Annotated in this window: 19 protein-coding genes; 10 read left to right on the top strand and 9 right to left on the bottom strand. The window is 39.8% G+C overall.

Annotated elements, in window-relative coordinates:
• Positions 1-6: 6 nt before the first annotated feature.
• Positions 7-378 (top strand): hypothetical protein, encoded by a 372-nt coding sequence (locus tag D0907_RS13420; protein WP_019677951.1) that lies wholly within the window; start codon positions 7-9, stop codon positions 376-378.
• A 50-nt stretch (positions 379-428) separates the two neighbouring features.
• Positions 429-779, top strand: coding sequence for a hypothetical protein (locus D0907_RS13415; RefSeq protein ID WP_062566151.1), 351 nt, complete (start codon positions 429-431; stop codon positions 777-779).
• 216 nt (positions 780-995) lie between these two features.
• Here D0907_RS13415 and D0907_RS13410 read toward each other — a convergent pair whose 3' ends face one another.
• Together D0907_RS13410 and D0907_RS13405 are read right to left on the bottom strand one after the other, a co-directional pair.
• Positions 996-1,727: a MauE/DoxX family redox-associated membrane protein gene (locus D0907_RS13410; protein WP_016708238.1), complete on the bottom strand. Its 732-nt coding sequence runs from the start codon at positions 1,725-1,727 to the stop codon at positions 996-998.
• 1 nt (position 1,728) lies between these two features.
• Positions 1,729-2,250 carry a DUF305 domain-containing protein gene (locus D0907_RS13405; RefSeq protein WP_008109672.1) on the bottom strand — a complete coding sequence of 174 codons (522 nt, stop codon included), beginning with the start codon at positions 2,248-2,250 and terminating at the stop codon, positions 1,729-1,731.
• 656 nt (positions 2,251-2,906) lie between these two features.
• Between D0907_RS13405 and D0907_RS21270 the strand changes: the two genes are divergently transcribed.
• Positions 2,907-3,068, top strand: a complete 162-nt coding sequence (locus D0907_RS21270) for a recombinase family protein (protein ID WP_353956868.1) — start codon at positions 2,907-2,909, stop codon at positions 3,066-3,068.
• 5 nt (positions 3,069-3,073) lie between these two features.
• Positions 3,074-3,265 carry a cupredoxin domain-containing protein gene (locus D0907_RS13400; RefSeq protein WP_227006812.1) on the top strand — a complete coding sequence of 64 codons (192 nt, stop codon included), beginning with the start codon at positions 3,074-3,076 and terminating at the stop codon, positions 3,263-3,265.
• 91 nt (positions 3,266-3,356) lie between these two features.
• Here the strand turns inward: D0907_RS13400 and D0907_RS13395 are convergent, their stop codons facing one another.
• The 7 genes from D0907_RS13395 to D0907_RS13365 all read right to left on the bottom strand — a co-directional run bounded on the left by D0907_RS13395 (position 3,357) and on the right by D0907_RS13365 (position 11,531).
• Complete coding sequence (locus D0907_RS13395) at positions 3,357-6,467, bottom strand: efflux RND transporter permease subunit (protein ID WP_016708236.1); 3,111 nt, start codon at positions 6,465-6,467, stop codon at positions 3,357-3,359.
• Between the two features lie 54 nt (positions 6,468-6,521).
• A complete protein-coding gene (locus D0907_RS13390) occupies positions 6,522-7,436 on the bottom strand; it encodes an efflux RND transporter periplasmic adaptor subunit (protein WP_016708235.1) in 915 nt (304 codons plus the stop codon).
• A 2-nt stretch (positions 7,437-7,438) separates the two neighbouring features.
• A complete protein-coding gene (locus tag D0907_RS13385; protein WP_231387283.1) occupies positions 7,439-8,761 on the bottom strand; it encodes a TolC family protein in 1,323 nt (440 codons plus the stop codon).
• Positions 8,762-8,836: 75 nt separating this feature from the next.
• Entirely contained in the window at positions 8,837-9,169 is a 333-nt protein-coding gene (locus D0907_RS13380; RefSeq protein WP_227006811.1) for a hypothetical protein, read from the bottom strand.
• A 75-nt stretch (positions 9,170-9,244) separates the two neighbouring features.
• Positions 9,245-10,144 carry a cation diffusion facilitator family transporter gene (locus D0907_RS13375; RefSeq protein ID WP_016708232.1) on the bottom strand — a complete coding sequence of 300 codons (900 nt, stop codon included), beginning with the start codon at positions 10,142-10,144 and terminating at the stop codon, positions 9,245-9,247.
• Positions 10,137-10,865, bottom strand: coding sequence for a transglutaminase-like domain-containing protein (locus tag D0907_RS13370; protein ID WP_016708231.1), 729 nt, complete (start codon positions 10,863-10,865; stop codon positions 10,137-10,139). The genes D0907_RS13375 and D0907_RS13370 overlap by 8 nt, the downstream gene beginning before the upstream one ends.
• A gap of 12 nt (positions 10,866-10,877) precedes the next feature.
• Positions 10,878-11,531, bottom strand: coding sequence for a cation efflux transmembrane domain-containing protein (locus D0907_RS13365; protein WP_016708230.1), 654 nt, complete (start codon positions 11,529-11,531; stop codon positions 10,878-10,880).
• A gap of 82 nt (positions 11,532-11,613) precedes the next feature.
• Between D0907_RS13365 and cadR the strand changes: the two genes are divergently transcribed.
• The 6 genes from cadR to qatD all read left to right on the top strand — a co-directional run bounded on the left by cadR (position 11,614) and on the right by qatD (position 17,426).
• On the top strand, positions 11,614-12,003 hold the full coding sequence (gene cadR / locus D0907_RS13360) for a Cd(II)/Pb(II)-responsive transcriptional regulator (protein WP_016708229.1): 390 nt from the start codon (positions 11,614-11,616) through the stop codon (positions 12,001-12,003).
• 131 nt (positions 12,004-12,134) lie between these two features.
• Positions 12,135-12,710, top strand: coding sequence for a recombinase family protein (locus tag D0907_RS13355; protein WP_062566150.1), 576 nt, complete (start codon positions 12,135-12,137; stop codon positions 12,708-12,710).
• A gap of 11 nt (positions 12,711-12,721) precedes the next feature.
• Positions 12,722-14,482 (top strand): KAP family P-loop NTPase fold protein, encoded by a 1,761-nt coding sequence (locus D0907_RS13350; protein ID WP_082079326.1) that lies wholly within the window; start codon positions 12,722-12,724, stop codon positions 14,480-14,482.
• Between the two features lies 1 nt (position 14,483).
• Positions 14,484-15,371, top strand: a complete 888-nt coding sequence (locus D0907_RS13345) for a hypothetical protein (protein ID WP_016708226.1) — start codon at positions 14,484-14,486, stop codon at positions 15,369-15,371.
• Positions 15,364-16,698 carry a Qat anti-phage system QueC-like protein QatC gene (qatC, locus tag D0907_RS13340; protein ID WP_063702034.1) on the top strand — a complete coding sequence of 445 codons (1,335 nt, stop codon included), beginning with the start codon at positions 15,364-15,366 and terminating at the stop codon, positions 16,696-16,698. The genes D0907_RS13345 and qatC overlap by 8 nt, the downstream gene beginning before the upstream one ends.
• A complete protein-coding gene (gene qatD / locus D0907_RS13335) occupies positions 16,695-17,426 on the top strand; it encodes a Qat anti-phage system TatD family nuclease QatD (RefSeq protein ID WP_062566148.1) in 732 nt (243 codons plus the stop codon). Before qatC ends, qatD begins: the two co-directional genes overlap by 4 nt.
• Positions 17,427-17,440: the final 14 nt, after the last annotated feature.

Genomic DNA, 17,440 nt, shown 5'->3' with positions numbered 1-17,440 from the left:
AAAATTATGAGCGATTTAGATCATAGAGTTGGCGTTAGAGAGCAAAATTTAGTTGTTCGAAATCTAAAGCTTAGCAATGTCACAGAAGAAAGCTGTGACGAGTTAGTAAAAGAAATAGATCAGCTTTTTGGTATAGATGAAGTTAGTTACAACATCAAAGAAGGTGAAATACACCTTGCCTATGATGCCGCAAACGTAAGCCTTGATGGGATTGAGGAGGTAATCCGTAAGTATGGCGCAGATGTTCATGATGATTGGTGGACACATACTAAAGAAAGTTACTATAAATTTGTTGATCAGAACATCAAAGATAACTCTGTTCATAAGCCTTGGAGTTGTCATCAAGCACCTTCGGGGGCTGGCCGGAAAAACAAATGAATTCATAAAAAAGTGTATAGATAATTAGTTAGTCAAATGAGGTAACAGTGATGAAAACACCCTATATAAAAGCTCTTTTATTGCTTACATTCGGTTTATATTTAGTGGGTTGTTCTAATACCACTTTTTATCATAAATACATGATGAGAGGTCAGGTAGTAGAAAGTTCTGATAATCGAACTCTAATCTGTATTGGTGCTAAGCATGGCGCAGAGGTTGGGCAAAAATACAGTGTTATTAGATTCCATGAAAGAATAGTATTGAGTGAAGGTGACGATCCCTACACTATCGAAAAGGTAGGAACGGTACAAATTACTAAAATTGTGAATGATCATTTCGCAACTGTAAAGCTAGTGTCTGGTGACATTGCAGCGAAAGATATGGTGGAACTTGAAAACTAATAAAGTGGTGGCGAAAGCCACCACAAGAGCATAACAATAAAACTTAATGAAAAAGCTTTAGTGTTATTTTGTACAACCTTTGAGATTGTTTGCTCAGTTCTGGTTATCTTGATGCCAGTACGACAGAAAAAATGTTACATATGGATTAGAAAGGTGTGGGCTGGCATCCTAGGTCTAATCTTAACAGTTAAGGAGCCGCCGAATAGAGCTATACCTTTACATCAGCAGCATAATCAATGCTCCCGCGATCATAAATAAGTTTTCAGATAGCGATACAAATCCAAGTGGCACACTACTATCGCCGCCTACACAGGCACACTTTAACTGGCGTTTGTCAATGTAAACGGCTTTGAAAACTGAAATTGCTCCAACTGTGCCGATAAACAATGAAAATGGTGCCACTGCGAGAGGCTGTAGTTGGGCAACCATACCAATACCTGCATATGCTTCAATGAAGGGATAAATATAACCATATCTTATCCATCTCATCGCTAGTAAATCATAAGTAATAAACGAATTTGTGAAACTGTATAGGTCTTTCAGTTTTTGCACCGCTAAGAGCGTCATTGAAAAAGCTATAAATAGCATCAGTGTTCTGATGGAGATAAATGAGCCGGAAGCAAAATGTTGAGATGCGACAGCAAGAAGTGCAGCTATCGAGAAAATGGCTACAACTGGCGTGTAGGTTGTGCCAGTTTGACCTGCTTCATCTTTACCAAAATACTCTCTTAAGTCATCGTATCCTCCGACACGCTTTCCTTCAATAAAGGTTTGTGGCGTAGTTTTGACATCATGCTTATCTTTGAAGTCATCAGCTTGTTGTCTTGACGTGAGCTTATGATCTTCTACATCATACCCTTGCCTCTCCAGCAAATCTTTCGACCTTAAACCATAGGGGCAGATATGTTCGTCAGTGACCATTCTGTACAGGGTAGCTGTCTTAGTCATCTTAGTCTCCTTTGTTCAGTGTGCCTTCAAACTTTGGGAGCGGTCGTTGCTCAGCCTGAGCTTGTGAGCTGACCTTTCCATTTTCAGAAATATCCTTAATCAGCCATTCCATTTCTTTTATTTCTTTTCGTTGGGCTTTAATAATACCATTTGCCAATTCACGCACGCGTACATCCTCCAAAGTTGAATGCTCACTAGTAAGAATAGCAATGGAGTGATGAGGAATCATCGCTTTCATGTAGGCAGTGTCAGAAATTGTGCTTTGAGAGCGAACAAGATAAAGACATATGGCGAACAGTATTGTCGCCAATAGAAAAATAGCCATGTTGAGCTTCTTGTTACTGTACATGCCAAGCATAAAGGCCAGCATGATCATTGCCATACCTGCTCCCATATACAACGCCATATAGATACGCGTTTCACTAAACCATATATGTGATACTGCGTAAGTGTTGAGATACATCATGACAAACATAGCAATGGTTGAGGTGATGATCATTGCAGCAAATCTTGAGTATTTCATAAGTAATCCTTACATTGATAGTGTAAATATTTCCCACTGTTAGCCTATTATTCTCTACATGTGGTCATGTTCTCGAAAAATTGCAAGTAATGAGCCAGTATCAATAAGAGTATTTGTAATACGATTGACTCAATTTCAGCGCAATTATTGTGAATCAGTACTAATCTACACATTTCGGTGTAAGAGTTTATGGGCAAAAAATCTTCTTTGAAGGAGATCAAATCAGCTTATATTTAGAGTTTGAGTTTTGAACTTGTGATAGACACAGGCGGAATTGGCTTTAGTTAACAATCTAATGTGGGAACTCAAAGTACTACAAGCTGAGCTTCAACAAATGTAAGCTCGTGTACAAGTGAAGACACAGTTAAAGCATGTGGAAGAATTAATCTTGATAGTTAGAGTTGTCATTTATTTCACTTTTTAAATGAACGAATATTGATCTTTTATCTCGTTCATGTCCGAAAGCTAAAAGTTTCCTACACATGAAAGTGGTTTTGCAAGAGTATCTACTAGAGAACAAGATTTGAATGCTCAACTGTTCAGTTGGGCTATTATGGTTGTAAAAAAATATTATAAGGCAATGTGTCTGGTACTTCGGTTAGAAATGAAAAAAGTTAAAGAAGCTAATCGATTTCATCAGGTAGGGTGATGAGGTAATAGTTACTCGCCTTGATCGGCTAGGCCGATCATTAAAGTCTATTCTTGAGGACATTGAAAGTACTCACAAACGGGGCGATTGTTCAAAGATTATTAATGGTTCTGTCAGTACAAAAAATGATAATCCGTTTACCAGTTTCATTCATAATCTGCGCAATTAGCAATAATGACGTGCGTTCATAACGGTCATAAAGAGCAATCCCCCTGCGCTGAAATAATGCTTATTCCTTCATTGGATATAAGCGAACAGCTTAAGTTAAATGAAATTACTCAAATTACCTTATTAAACTTGTCACAGGGAGAGCATGAGTTTCATTGTCAGATACAAATGTATCGCGGCGTCTTAAAAGTAATTTAGTTTTAAATAGGTCTTTTTACACACCTGAACGAGCAAAAGTAACTTAACAAAAGGCTTCTCGAAAACATTACGAGAAGCCTCTAAATTAAAGTTAAGATTTGTATTTACTGTAAACAATTCTATATAGAACAGGCAAAACAACTAAAGTAAGTAAAGTAGAGGAAATAATCCCTCCAATTACCACCGTTGCTAATGGCCTCTGAACTTCAGCCCCAGTTCCGACGTTTAATGCCATAGGAATGAAACCTAAGCTAGCAACCAAAGCGGTCATTAATACAGGGCGAAGCCTGATAGTTGCACCTTCGATAATTGAGTTTATTAGCTCTCCTGTTTCAAGTAATCGCTGTTTAATGAATGACAGCATCACCAGTCCATTTAATACAGCTATCCCTGAAAGAGCGATAAATCCAACAGCAGCAGAAATTGAAAGAGGCATGTCTCTTAACCACAAAGCCAATACGCCGCCTGTAAGTGCTAAAGGCACACCACTAAATATGATCAGGGCATCTTTTATTGAACTAAATGCTATGACAAGCAGTGTCAAAATTACAAACAATGTGGCAGGTACTACGATGGATAATCTTTGCGTTGCACTCTCAAGTTGCTCAAATGTTCCGCCGTACTCAAGCCAATAACCAGCAGGCAATTCAACATTTTGTTGAATTTTTTGCTGTGCCTCTTGTACGAATGAGCCTAGATCTCGGTTTCTAACATTTGCTGTAATTACAATTCGTCGCTTACCATTTTCTCGGCTTATTTGACTTGGAACTGTCGTATAATTTAACTCTGCAACTTCGCTTACAGGTACAAACTCACCACTTTCTGTCGCGATTGGCAAATTACCTAGCTGATCAAGGTTGGCTCTCAACAGCTCAGGATATCTAACTACAATTTCAAATCGACGATCACCTTCGAATATTAACCCTGCGCCTTCACCTGACACGACTGTTTTTAACCAAGACTGTAAGTCGCTTGCATCCAACCCGTATAGCGCTAATGCTTCAGGCTTGGGGTTAACGGTAAAGATAGGCACGTCATCAACTTGTTCGAGCCGCGCATCAGCAACACCTGAAATTGTATTGAGTGTAGCCAAAACTTCTTGTGCAGAAATGACAAGTTGGGATAGATCATCACCGTAGAGCTTAATCCCTAAATCAGCTCTTACTCCGCTAATTAATTCGTTAAATCGCATCTGAATTGGTTGAGTAAACTCATAATTATTGCCGGGAATAGAGCTGAGATCTTTTTCCAGCCTTTCAACAAAATCCTCTTTCGTTAAATTAGGGTCGGGCCATTGCTCTCTCGGCTTTAATATCAGAAAAGTATCAGTCACATTTGGCGGCATCGCGTCTGTCGCAACTTCTGCTGTGCCCGTTTTTGAAAACACCGTAACAACTTCATCATATTTCATAATTTGTTGTTCAAGTACCTTCTGCATTTCTACAGCTTGGTCAATACCCGTGCCCGGAATACGCATCGCGTGCAGTGCAATGTCACCTTCATTAAGTTGAGGAACAAATTCAGATCCTAATTTACTACCAAGTAATATGCTAAATGTCACAAGTAAAGCAGCGCCGCAAACAACTAGCCAACGTAGTTTTAAAGCCCACTTCAAAACAGGACTATAAACTGACTTAGCGCCGACAATTACTGGACTTTCTTTTTCGCTGATTTTGCCTTTCAAGAATAAAGCAACCGCAGCGGGGACTAGCGTGAAGGTAAATACCATTGCAGACAATAGAGCGATTATCACCGTTGCGGCCATCGGATGAAACATTTTGCCCTCGACACCCGATAAGGTAAACAAAGGTAAATAGACAATCGTTATGATCAATACGCCAAAAACACTAGGTCGTATAACCTCATTGGTAGCAGAATAAACAATGTCTAGGCGTTCTTTCAGGGAAATGACAGAACTATTTCGTTTTTGGCTTTCTGCTAACCGCCTAATGCAGTTCTCAACGATTATTACCGCGCCATCGACAATCAATCCAAAATCTAAGGCTCCCAGACTCATTAAATTCGCAGAGACTTTGCTTTGAACCATGCCCGTGATTGTTGCCAACATTGCCAAAGGAATTACTGCGGCGGTAATCAAAGCGGCGCGTATGTTACCCAGTAATAGGAACAATACGAAGATAACCAGTAATGCACCTTCAATAAGATTTTTCTGTACGGTGCTAATTGCTTTATCAACCAGAGTTGTCCTGTCATATAAGGGAACTATGGACACGCCTTGAGGTAAACTGTTTTGGATTTCACTAAGCTTGTCACCAACAGCCAATGCCACCGAGCGTGAATTTTCTCCTACCAGCATCATTGCGGTGCCAATCACACTTTCCTTGCCTTCCAGTGATGCAGCTCCTGTCCTTAGCTCTTTTCCTATCGCAACTTCGGCGACATCTTTAACTTTTACAAGTGTGCCGTCGTCGCTTTTTATAATGACGTTTTGGATGTCTTGAATAGATTGCAACTGAGCTTGTGAACGAACAAGAATTTGCTGTCCGCTTCTTTCGATGAATCCAGCCCCTTGATTTGCATTATTTCGCATTATTGCATTTGATAGTGCTTCACTGGTAATACCGAAGTGCAACATCCTTAACGGATCGGGATTGATATGGTATTGCTTTTTATAGCCACCAATTGCATTGATTTCCGTAATCCCTTTAACCAATGCAAGTTGTGGTTTCACTACCCAGTCATGGATCTCCCTTAACGCCATCGCATCATAGGGTAAGCCATTATTCTGCTTTGCACTTTCGTCGGCAGTTATACTGTACATGTATATTTCACCGAGGCCCGTAGCAATTGGTCCCATTTCTGGTTCAATGCCAAACGGTAGTTGCTCCTTAATTGCGCTAAGTCGCTCATTGATTAGGTTTCTGGCAAAATACAAATCTGTGCCTTCTTCAAACACAACAGTCACTTGCGACAGGCCATATCGAGAAAGTGAACGGGTATAATCCAGCTTAGGTAAACCTGCCAAGCCCGTTTCGACGATAAACGTAATCCGTTGCTCTGTTTCCAAAGGTGAATAACCTTGAGCCTGCGTGTTTATTTGTACCTGTACATTGGTTATATCTGGCACAGCGTCAATAGGTAGCTTCTGATAGTTCCATATTCCTAAAGCGATGATAAACAAGGCCATAAGCAACATAGTACCACGTCTACGGATAGATAATTCTAGTATCCAAGCGATCATATTTTCACCTCGATAATACTGAAGCCAATATGTAGAGGACAAAAAGGTCGGAGATTAGTGTTCATGTCCAGCCTCCGATTTTTTTAGATCAGCAACTAGCAGATAACTGTTCTTTACAACCACACTTTCGCCGACGTTCAAACCGTCGATGATAGCAATATTGATAGCGTCTGAAGCGCCAGTTTTTACGGCGCTAGGGTGGTATTCATTGCCTTCTTTAATAAAAACAACATCTTTGCCTTCAAACTCTTGAATGGCTCCTTTTGGCACAACAACTGGAGCAGAGTGTTGACTGGTCGTAACCGCACCTTTAATTACAGTGCCAAGCGGCCACTTGTTGGTTTTGTTATCCAATTTTACAAATGCCAATGAGTATGGCTTGTCGTTTAGTGATGGTGTTAAATAGCTAATTTGCGCACTTTGATTAAATTCAGTGCTATGAATTAGCACCTGCTGGTTAGCGTTAACCTTACTTAGCTGAGTAGGAAACACTGATAGTTGTGCCCAAACCACGTCAAAATTGGCTATTGTCAGCAAGTTTTCACCATTTGTAAGCTCGCCAATATTGGCTTGCCTAGCGACTATACGCCCAGACATTGGTGCTTTTATCGAATATTGATTTAAGCTCTCATTGGATTCAATCACTACCAACGTTTCACCTTTTTTGACCTCTTCGCCGAGATTGACTTTTACTTCCTTAATAACACCATCGAATCTAGCGTTAACGTGCGCAAGTGAGGCAGGATCGGCAACGATTTTTCCATATACAACTTCTTCGTTATGAATAACACCGCTAGTTGCTGCTACTGTTTCAATGCTGTTTTGTTTAGCCATCTCAACAGACATAGAGACTATTTCATCTTTGTGTTCTTCACTGGCTGAGGTCGTGATGGAGGTGAAACCAATTACAGCAACAAGCATTAATTTGAAAAGGCTGATTGGTGAATTTAATATATTTTTCTTTTTCATGATTAATTCTCAATAAAGCTTGAAAGTTGGCTTTCTGTATTGCCGGAAGAAATTAATGGAATGCCTGATAAGGACTCAATGGAGGCGCTTTGTTTGTGAACCTCACTTGCGGCAAAAATAAGCGCATATTGCATCTCAATAAGCTCTTTTTGAACTGAAACTAGCTCTAAATAACTAAAGCGCCCGTCCGAATAGGCTTTTTGCACTAATGACAAAGCACTTTCTTGAGGCGGAATAATACTGGTTTGTAAGGTTTCAACCGTAAGGCGAGCCTCTTCCTGAGCCGCATAAAATGTCGCTAATTGGCTGTAAATTGCTCGCTCACTGGCTTTCCGTTGCTGCTCAACTTCATCGAGTTTTGCTTTTTGAGATTGATAGCTGCCTCTATTTCTATCACTCGTAAACAGAGGGACGCTAATTCCTGCAACCAACGCAGTCTCATTGCTACCTTCAAGTCTTTTCACACCTGCGCTCCACGTTATATTAGCGTGGCTTTGTGCGTTGATTGATTGTAATTGAGCTTGCTGAATTCTCGATTGCTCTGCATAAGCTAATATATGAGGACTTTGAGAAAGTTGAGCCATGATGTATTCGAGTGATATTGTTTTGGGAAGTGCAAATAAATCGCCTGATACACGAGAGAATTGCGGTGATTGTTCTCCCCACATAATAGCTAACTTACGAACACTGGCCTCTAACTGCTTGGAAATGGTTAGCGTCTTTAGTCGAGCTGTTGCTAAAGCTGCATCAGCTCGTTTTTGCTCTGATGACGGTGCCGAACCAACACGAACTTTTTTGGAGACAGTTTGATAGGTTTCTCGTGCTAGCTTTTCTGCATTTTCATTGACGAGCATGATTTGCTGTAACGTCAAAACATCGATATAGCGAGCTGCTACTTCACCCAAAATATCGAGTGTTTGTATTCTTTTTTCAACAGCTATTGCTTGCTGTTGGGCATTAACATAAAGCTTTCTGCTATTTACCTTATCTCCCAATTCCACCACGGAAGATATTGATAAGGTAAGTTCAGCGTCGCTGAATCCAGATACATCACCTGTACCTGCAAAGTTTTCCAATTCAGCGCTGACGTTATATTCAGGTTTTAACCCTGCGGTAGCTAACTCGCCGTCTAAACGCTTTTGTTTGTATTTAAAAGCTGTTAGCTGTGGGTTGTTTGCAAGTGTTCGTTGTATTGCCTCTGACAATGAAACTGAATCAACAGTTAAGTCATTTGCAAATACATTATTAGTTGTCACTAAAAACGACAACAGAAGCAACCGTTTTACTTTCTTCCAAGCAAGTACGGGGGCCTTAAAATAAGACATATTCATATTTTGTCCTGTTTATTTTATGAAACGAGCGTTGGCTTCACCGCCTAACGCGCCAATTAAATAAAAGGACTAACTTTTGGGAGGTCGAAGTAATCTGGAAGGGGGAGCTTCAATGACTACTTTTAAATAATCAAATACCTGACTTGATTTGAAATCAATGTCTCTACTGATGTAAACATGCGTAGCAAACTGTACATGCGAGCCATTGCAGTGTCCGCAATGATGACAATCAGCGGGGTTGTGTTGGTCATTATCTGCTGATGATTGTATTAATTTTTCAGAAGAAATGTGGTCATCTAAAGCATGAACATGCTCGGTTTTTATATGCTCGGAATCAACAATATGAACATCAGCAACTTTTGCCACAGCAGAAAATGACTGAAGTAATATCAGCACTATCATGATGTATGCAGGGAATTGTTTAATATTCATTTCGTTTCAACTATCTCTTAGTTATGCCAATGTTAACACTATCGTTTAGCTTGCGTCACGACATTGCTCGTCTATGAACTCTATTTCAATTGTTGTATGAGCAAAATCAAACTCTTTAAGCTCCTGTCGCAACTCTAGCTTGTACGATTTCAGCTCTTCGTTAGATATTTCAGTGTTTAAAACAATATGGGCGGTTAAAACGTTGTGTTCACCATCAAGTGACCAGATGTGTAAGTGATGTACTTCACCCACAATGGCTTTAGAAACTATTTTCGATTTAATATTTTCAATAAGATCAATATCTGGTGTCGCTTGCAAGAAGAGCATAAGTGTCGTTTTCAGTGTTCTTACAACATTAAATAAAATAAAAAGGGTAAACCCAATTGATAAAATAGGATCGAGTATGGGCCATTCAACAAACATCAATACGATTGATACAATAAATATAGCTATCCAACCTAAAACGTCTTCAAGCAAGTGCCAGTTTAAAACTCGTTCATTTAAGGTCTTTCCATGACTTAGCTTATAGGCAGCGTAACCGTTTACCACCATGCCAAAAATAGCTAATAAAAGCATTCCTTCGACTTGAGGCATTTCGGGGTTAGCTAATCTTGGTATGGCCTCAATTAGTATAAAAACAGAACCAACAGTTAATACCAAACCGTTAATCAATGCGCCAAGCAATGAAAAGCGCTTGTAACCATATGAAAACTGGCTAGAGGCAGGCTTGTTACTGAGCTTATTTAATCCCCATGCGGTGCCTATGGAGATGCTATCTCCTAAATCATGGATAGCATCTGCCATGATTGCCGTACTATTGGTTAACCAACCTCCGATAAATTCGATGATGGTAAACGTGAGGTTTAGAAAAAAAGCCCAGCCAATGCGTCTCGAAGCGTCCTCATCATTGTGAGGGTGATCATGACCGTGAGAGTGGTTATGCATGTTGAGCCTCGGCGGTTACATTTTTTCTTCTAAGCCTTTGTACATTCCAATTAATGATATGACGGATAAAGTTTTGGTACGCCCAACGTTTAATACCCGTTAGATTGGTTCCCTGCTCAGCATAGAATTCATCGGGTGAGTCATAAAAGCCAAAGTCGTCGTGTATGCCTTCTTTTTGAATATAAGTATCTTTACCAACCCAGTTCGTCTCTGGGTTACTTATGCAGGTAGTAGCTATTCCATAACCACAAAAATTATCTTTAGCTTGACTGAATTTGGATTGAATTGAACTTAGGTAAGCTTCGTCGAGAATGAAGCCTTCTAAATTGATCCACTTACCTTCATAGAGCACTTCTACCCAGCTATGGATAATGGATTTTGGGGCAAGCCAAAATACATAAGAAGGAATAGCGCCTTTCTGAAGCTGTTGGTCAATCGTGAAACCATGAAATCGGCACTGAATACCAAGCGCTCGGAATAGAGCCATTAACAAGTTTCCCTTGGTATTGCACTGTCCATAGCCATCCGCTAAAACTTCACTCGCAGATATATCATCGCTGCGGTTGTAACCAAACTGAATCTCATCTTTAACAAAGGTGTAAGCAGCTCCTATTGTGTTGTATTCATCCATTGTATTCCAATTCCGATCTGCTATTAGAGATTGGATGCTGTGATCATCTAAGTCTAATATTTGTGTTTTCTCTAAATAATTAGCACTCATTATCCATCTCCTTTAAGAACATGATTTTGATTTACTTCCACTACAGCTATTGTTTTCGCTTGTTAACTCTGCGTTGCTCAGCTCTTTCTTCGCATCAGTAATAATCAGGTAAGCCCCTCTTAAAATTAGGGTTGCAATCACACTACCAATCACAATGTCAGGCCAGCGAGAATCAAGTAGCATCACTAAAACACCAGCAGCAATGACCCCCAAGTTTGCGATCACATCGTTGGCTGAAAATATCCAGCTTGCACGCATATGGACTTCACCATTGCTTTGCATTCTGATTAAAACTAAACAAATGACGTTTGCTATTAATGCTACAAAACCAAAGCCGATCATGAACCAAGAGTGAGGCTCACCTTCTCCGAGTCTTCTTACTATGTCAAAGATTACCAGTATTCCGAGTGTCAGCTGAAAGTAACCGCTGATAAGGGCTGCATTGGCTTTATGCTTTAAAGATCGGCTCACGGCATATAGAGCAATACCATAGACAATTGCGTCAGCCAGCATATCCATTGAATCTGCTATCAAAGCCGTTGAGTTTGCATATAGGCCCACAGTAATCTCAACGCAGAACATAACCGCATTAATACCTAGCAACCAATACAGCACATGTTTTTGTTTCGCATCTTTTAGTTCGACTTCGCAACCACAACCACTCATTGCACGGCCTTAGTTATTTGCTTGATAACTTAACTATAAAGTCTATAGTGACTATAGAGTCAAGATTTAGGACTAAAGTTTTATGAAGATAGGTGAACTTTCAAAAACGACAGGGTGTTCGATACAAACAATTCGGTATTACGAGAAAGAAGGGTTGCTTTCAACTCCTGAACGTACTGAAGGGAATTACAGGTTATACGGTGAACGGGCTTTAAAAGAATTAGAGTTTATAAAGCATTGCCGAAGTTTGGATATCCCTCTAACAGATGTTAAACGCCTTATGGAACTGAAAAATAAGCCAGAAGAAAGCTGTGCAAGTGTTAATAAGCTCATTGCTCAACAATTGGCCTTAGTTAACAATCGAATGAGAGAACTCAAAGCACTAAAAGCTGAGCTTCAACAAATGGCAAGTTTGTGTACAACTGAAAACACCATTGAAGCGTGTGGAATAATTAAGTCACTTGATAGTTAGAATTGTCATTCATTTTCTATCCGTGTTGTGTACGAATAACTATATTTTATTACGTTCATGTACGAAATTTATTTAATGTACTTTCGTTCACTTGATTGTTAAGATGTACGAAAGTTACAGGTTTCGTACATATGAAAGTTGGTTTTGCAAGAGTCTCAACTAAAGAGCAAGATTTAAATATTCAACTGTCCAAGTTGGACGCTCATGGCTGTGAAAAAATATTTCAAGGAAAACAGTCAGGTGCTTCCATTAGAAATGAAGAAAAGCTAAAGGAACTCATCGATTTTATCAGGGAGGGTGATGAGGTAATTGTTACTCGCCTTGATCGGCTAGGCCGATCATTAAAGTCTATTCTTGAGGCTATTGAAAGTATCCACAAAAAGGGGGCTTGTTTAAATATTATCGACGGCTCTCTCAATACTAAAAATGATAATCCGTTTGCCACCGCCATGATCAACCTATGTGGAGTATTCGCTCAACTTGAGCGGGATCTTATAAAAGCCAGAACCGCAGAAGGTCGCGAAGAAGCGAAGGCTAAAGGCAAACATATGGGTAGGTTGCCTGCTTTATCAGACAAACAAGCGAAAGAATTATATAAAGATAAATTAAATGGTGAATCGATCTCTGCATTAGCGAAGAAATATTCTGTTAGCCGCCCGACGGTTCATCGAACTATTGAAAGAATGGAACAAAAAAATAATAAATAAAAGGAGATGTTATGTGGTCTGATAAAGAGTCAAAAATTGACTTCTTAAACTTTAATGAAACGGCTGAGTCGATTAAAGATCTTATCACTGAAAAGGAATTAATGCCTATTAGTATAGGTGTCTTTGGTGATTGGGGCGCTGGAAAATCCACGATTCTTGAACTTACCAAAGCATCTTTGGAAACTGATGAACAAGAATATATACAAGTGCATTTCGATGCATGGACTTTCCAAGGATACGATGACGCTAAAGCAGCGCTATTAGAAACAATTGCATCTACTTTAGTAAAAAAAGCAGCAGACGATAAAAATCTAAGTGCAAAAGCAATAGAGTTTGCTGGACGAATAGATAAGATCAGACTGATGGGACTGCTAATGGATGGTGGTGCAGCATTAGCTGGTATACCGACTATGGGTGGTATACAGAAGATCATGGGACTATTCAGTGGTGGTGACGATGGTGAACTTGATGTTGATGATGTAAAAGGTGCTGTCGATGGCGCTAAGGATGTTGCGAAGAAAAACAAAGGTTTGATCAAAGATAAGAAATCATTCTCACCTCCTAAAGAAATTAAAGAATTCCGAAAAGCATATTCTGATCTGTTAAAGGAGTTTGATAAGCCACTTATTGTCTATGTCGATAATTTAGATCGCTGCTCTCCATTTAATGCCATTTCAACACTTGAGGCGATCAGATTATTTCTATTTTTACCAAATACCGCATTTGTCATTGCCGCCGATGAAGACATGATCCGTTTGGCAGTACCTGAATATCACAAAGGTGCATCTCAACGACATCAAACTGATTATTTAGACAAGCTTATTCAAATTCCTGTGCATGTACCAAGGCCCGGTGTTCTTGAGATAAGGGCATATTTAATGATGCTCACCGCTCAAGACCACGGAGTGACAGATGCTCAGTTAGAAGCGATAAGATGTGCCCTTGAAGAATCATTAAGGCTTTCTTGGAAACAACCACAAATTACCGTTGATGAGCTTCTTCAGGATCACGATATCGAAAAGCATTCAGGACTCAGAAGCAAATTTGTAGTTGCTGAACAGTTAGCTCCACTATTAGCTGAATCCACAAACATTAACGGTAACCCTCGCATAGTTAAGCGATTACTCAATCAAGTTAAGATGAGAAAGAAAACGGCTCACCGTCGAGGAATGCAGCTTGACGAGAAAACTATCACTAAGCTGGTAATTTTTGAGAGGTGCTTAGGCACTCAGGCTACTAACAAGCTTTATGAATTAATTGATAAGGAAAACGGATATCCAAAAGTTTTAGCGGATCTCGAAAATTCAGAAGTTGAATTTGATGAAATAAAGTTACCTGAAGAGTGGAAACTCGACCTAGCTTTTATTGATAAATGGTCAAAATTACCTCCAATGTTTACTGAGATGGATTTGACCCCAGCGGCATACCTTAGCCGAGAAAGCATTCCAATGGGTGCTGTTAATGCGGTAATGTCGGGAGCTGCTCAAAAACTTGTAGAAGAATTAATGAAGCAAAAGGTAAGGGTCAGTGGCGTTAACTCTACTGCGATTACCACAACTCCGAAGGAAGAGTACATGTCAGTCATGGATGGTTTGATTGAAAACTTTAAGTTGATTGGTGATTGGACCGAAAAACCAACAGGCATCTATGGAGCCGTGTTACTTGCCAAGCAGGATGATAAATGTTGCTTAAGTCTTCTTACATTCTTAAAAAGCTTGCCTCGTCAAAGGTGGCTCAATCCAATCTTAAAAGAACTAGAGGGAATTAAGTAATATGGGTACGTCCGCATCGTCTACAGGACCGAATAACAAGAGTCCGCTAATTCCATCTTGGGCAGAGCAAGGAGATCCCGTCACAATAGAGCCTGCATCAGGTACTGATGGGGATGATCAAACTGGTTCTGATAACAATCAATCTGATGATCAGAATGACCATACCAACGATATTGACAATGACAAGGTTCAACAAGAAATCGGTGGTTCGCCAACAGCAACGCCACCTCCAAATAGGTTTGCCAGCGCCAGAAGAGCATTTGGTAAATATGCACAAACAGGTGGCTCAACCTCAGATCTAAGGCGTTCATTAAAAAGTTACTCTAGAAAAGGCTCTGGCGGAGGTAAAAGCACAAGCCGGAGACTAGCAAGCGGTATAACGGCTGGTTCTGGATTGCTTGGTGTCATGCGTGGCGACACCGTAACGGTTAATAATCAAAGCTTATCATTAGGTGATCTAACTGGGTTATCGACTGACCAAGCAATTGACAAAATTGCTAGTCATTTGGCACCTGATAATGCCGATTCGGATGCTGTAAGAGTTGCGTTGGATTACGCACTAGAGGAAGCATTACCCGATACAGAAGAATTTGACCCAAACAGTTTTACTGACGAAGTTATTCAAGAAGCCATAGGCTGTTATTTAACAGATCTTATTTTTCAGGATGTGGTTGAAGGCATGGGCAGAGCTTGGTTTCATGTTGAGCCTGCAAGTAAGCATCATCAAATGGAAGTAGAATTAAGGGAATTAATAAAAGTGATCACACAAGAGCAGTTAGACAAAGTAACTAATGGCAACCCTAGTACTATTAGCAAGGAAAATATTACTAAAATTCAAGCTGATGCAATTGCAATGACAGTGGATGAATGGGAGAGTTTTGATGACTAATTTTTATTTTAACCATGACCCAGCTAACTTGCCTGATTTTTCTGAAGACTGTCATCCTGTCCAAATGTTTCACACGCATCAAAATGACATCACTAAGCACAGCTTAGTGTCAAAACAACTACTACAAACAGTTCGTGATTTAGGATTGCATGTAGATGCTGATGCAATAGATCTGATAACAATTGCAACCGCCGTTACCGCCGCTGATACATTTGAATTGAGGGATAATGCAGAAAATGCATGGGCTAGAAAAATGCACTTGCATGTTCCTGTTACCGATGAGGATATGTGGAATACTGTTGAGCCTGAACTAAGTTCTTTGCTCAACTTTCTAACGGGCGATCAATGGCAGTTTACTTTTGAAAAAACAACTATGCCGATGCCGACTCCTAAAACAAGTGAGCAAGCGAAAGCAAAAGCAAAATCATTAATTGGACTCAACTCAGTCTGCCTTTTTTCAGGAGGTCTTGATAGCGCAGTTGGTGCAATTGACATTTTAAACGGAGAGTCAGCCTTAAAACCGCTTTTGGTTAGTCACGCTTATCGTGGTGATGGCGCAAAACAGGAAGATATTAAGCAATTATTGTCCCCGCCATTCGGCGAATTGTCCTATTCAATGTCTCCTCATATTATCAAGCAGTTAGAAGGTAAAACTGACATTAGCATGAGGGGAAGAAGCTTCAACTTCCTAGCTATGGCGGTACTTGGTATATCAGCCTTAAGAAATGCTAATTGCGATAGCAGTATTGAAACTATTGTCGTCCCTGAGAATGGCTATATTTCTATAAATCCACCGCTTACCAGAAGACGGATTGGTAGCCATAGTACTAGAACTACTCATCCTAATTTTCTAAGCAGGCTTGAATCTTTGCTTAGAGACACTGGGTTTCATGTCAAATTTGTAAACCCCTATCAATTCAAAACTAAAGGTGAAATGTTAGCGGAATGTGTTGATCAAGACGCAATTAGAAAAGCAGTTCCTCTGAGTGTTTCTTGTAGTCATTGGCACAGAGAGCATAAACAGTGTGGGCATTGTGTACCTTGCCTTATTCGAAGAGCGTCAGTTTTTCATGCTGGTTTTACACAAGATGCGCCATACAAGACAAAGCGGTTGAGAGGTCTTATTAAAGAAAAAGATACTCGCGATGATCTCCAAGCGGTTCAAACTGCCATTATTAGATTGAAACAATCAGATAACTATCGTTCTTGGCTTCGAAAGTCAGGACCAATACCACAAGAAAAAGATATACGAGAAAAATTAGAATCAACTATTAAGCGAGGATTGGCAGAGGTTGAATTATTTCTCCAAGCGGATAAATCATCATGATGGATCTTCATTGCCATGTTGATTTATATCCAGATTATCAAGAGGTATTGAACGACATAAAAAGCAGTAATTATTACGTGCTATCAGTAACTACGGTGCCGTCAGCTTTTGAAGGTACTGTCCAGTTAACAAGTGACATAAAACACTGTAAAACGGCTTTGGGTCTGCACCCTCAACTTGCTCATTTAAGGAAAAATGAACTACCTCTATTCGATAAGCTAGTTGATAGAACTAGATATATTGGAGAAATTGGGCTGGATGGCTCAAAAGGTTATGCTGATTACTTTGATGATCAATTAGAGGTTTTTACGCATATTTTGAAAAAATGTGAAGGCTTTGATAACAAAATATTAACTATCCATAGTCTTAATGCGACAGGTGAAGTACTTGAACAACTTAAGTTATACCCCGATGCTGGTACTTCTATTCTTCATTGGTTTTTAGGTACTAAGAAGCAAGTTCTAGAAGCCGTCGAGCTAGGCTGTTTCTTTTCTATTGGGCCAGCCATGCTTACTTCAGCCAGAGCTAAAAAAGTAATATCGTGGATACCTCAAGATAGGATTTTACTCGAAACTGATGGCCCTTTCGCCAAAGTGGCGGGGAATATTCTGTTTCCTTCAAGTGTTGGCACTGTTACTGAATATCTGGCTGAAATTTGGTGTAAAAATAAGGCTTCGATAATTGAGCAACTGTCAGCAAACCTTAGGTGTTTAACATCAGTCAAGTAACTAATTATACGTCA

Origin of the sequence: Pseudoalteromonas lipolytica, assembly GCF_003515105.1 — a bacterium.
In the GTDB taxonomy this organism is placed as follows: Bacteria; Pseudomonadota; Gammaproteobacteria; order Enterobacterales; family Alteromonadaceae; genus Pseudoalteromonas; species Pseudoalteromonas lipolytica.
This window is presented reverse-complemented; position numbering and strand designations above follow the sequence as displayed.

Bases quoted from the DNA above. Each gene is read 5' to 3' on its own strand.
- D0907_RS13380 (WP_227006811.1), bottom strand. From the start codon at position 9,169: ATGATAGTGCTGATATTACTTCAGTCATTTTCTGCTGTGGCAAAAGTT.
- D0907_RS13365 (WP_016708230.1), bottom strand. From the start codon at position 11,531: ATGAGTGGTTGTGGTTGCGAAGTCGAACTAAAAGATGCGAAACAAAAA.
- D0907_RS13400 (WP_227006812.1), top strand. From the start codon at position 3,074: ATGACGTGCGTTCATAACGGTCATAAAGAGCAATCCCCCTGCGCTGAA.
- D0907_RS13415 (WP_062566151.1), top strand. From the start codon at position 429: ATGAAAACACCCTATATAAAAGCTCTTTTATTGCTTACATTCGGTTTA.
- D0907_RS13405 (WP_008109672.1), bottom strand. From the start codon at position 2,250: ATGAAATACTCAAGATTTGCTGCAATGATCATCACCTCAACCATTGCT.
- D0907_RS13385 (WP_231387283.1), bottom strand. From the start codon at position 8,761: ATGTCTTATTTTAAGGCCCCCGTACTTGCTTGGAAGAAAGTAAAACGG.
- D0907_RS13375 (WP_016708232.1), bottom strand. From the start codon at position 10,144: ATGCATAACCACTCTCACGGTCATGATCACCCTCACAATGATGAGGAC.
- D0907_RS13350 (WP_082079326.1), top strand. From the start codon at position 12,722: ATGTGGTCTGATAAAGAGTCAAAAATTGACTTCTTAAACTTTAATGAA.
- D0907_RS13390 (WP_016708235.1), bottom strand. From the start codon at position 7,436: ATGAAAAAGAAAAATATATTAAATTCACCAATCAGCCTTTTCAAATTA.
- D0907_RS13395 (WP_016708236.1), bottom strand. From the start codon at position 6,467: ATGATCGCTTGGATACTAGAATTATCTATCCGTAGACGTGGTACTATG.
- D0907_RS13370 (WP_016708231.1), bottom strand. From the start codon at position 10,865: ATGAGTGCTAATTATTTAGAGAAAACACAAATATTAGACTTAGATGAT.
- cadR (WP_016708229.1), top strand. From the start codon at position 11,614: ATGAAGATAGGTGAACTTTCAAAAACGACAGGGTGTTCGATACAAACA.
- qatC (WP_063702034.1), top strand. From the start codon at position 15,364: ATGACTAATTTTTATTTTAACCATGACCCAGCTAACTTGCCTGATTTT.
- qatD (WP_062566148.1), top strand. From the start codon at position 16,695: ATGATGGATCTTCATTGCCATGTTGATTTATATCCAGATTATCAAGAG.
- D0907_RS13420 (WP_019677951.1), top strand. From the start codon at position 7: ATGAGCGATTTAGATCATAGAGTTGGCGTTAGAGAGCAAAATTTAGTT.
- D0907_RS13345 (WP_016708226.1), top strand. From the start codon at position 14,484: ATGGGTACGTCCGCATCGTCTACAGGACCGAATAACAAGAGTCCGCTA.
- D0907_RS13410 (WP_016708238.1), bottom strand. From the start codon at position 1,727: ATGACTAAGACAGCTACCCTGTACAGAATGGTCACTGACGAACATATC.
- D0907_RS13355 (WP_062566150.1), top strand. From the start codon at position 12,135: ATGAAAGTTGGTTTTGCAAGAGTCTCAACTAAAGAGCAAGATTTAAAT.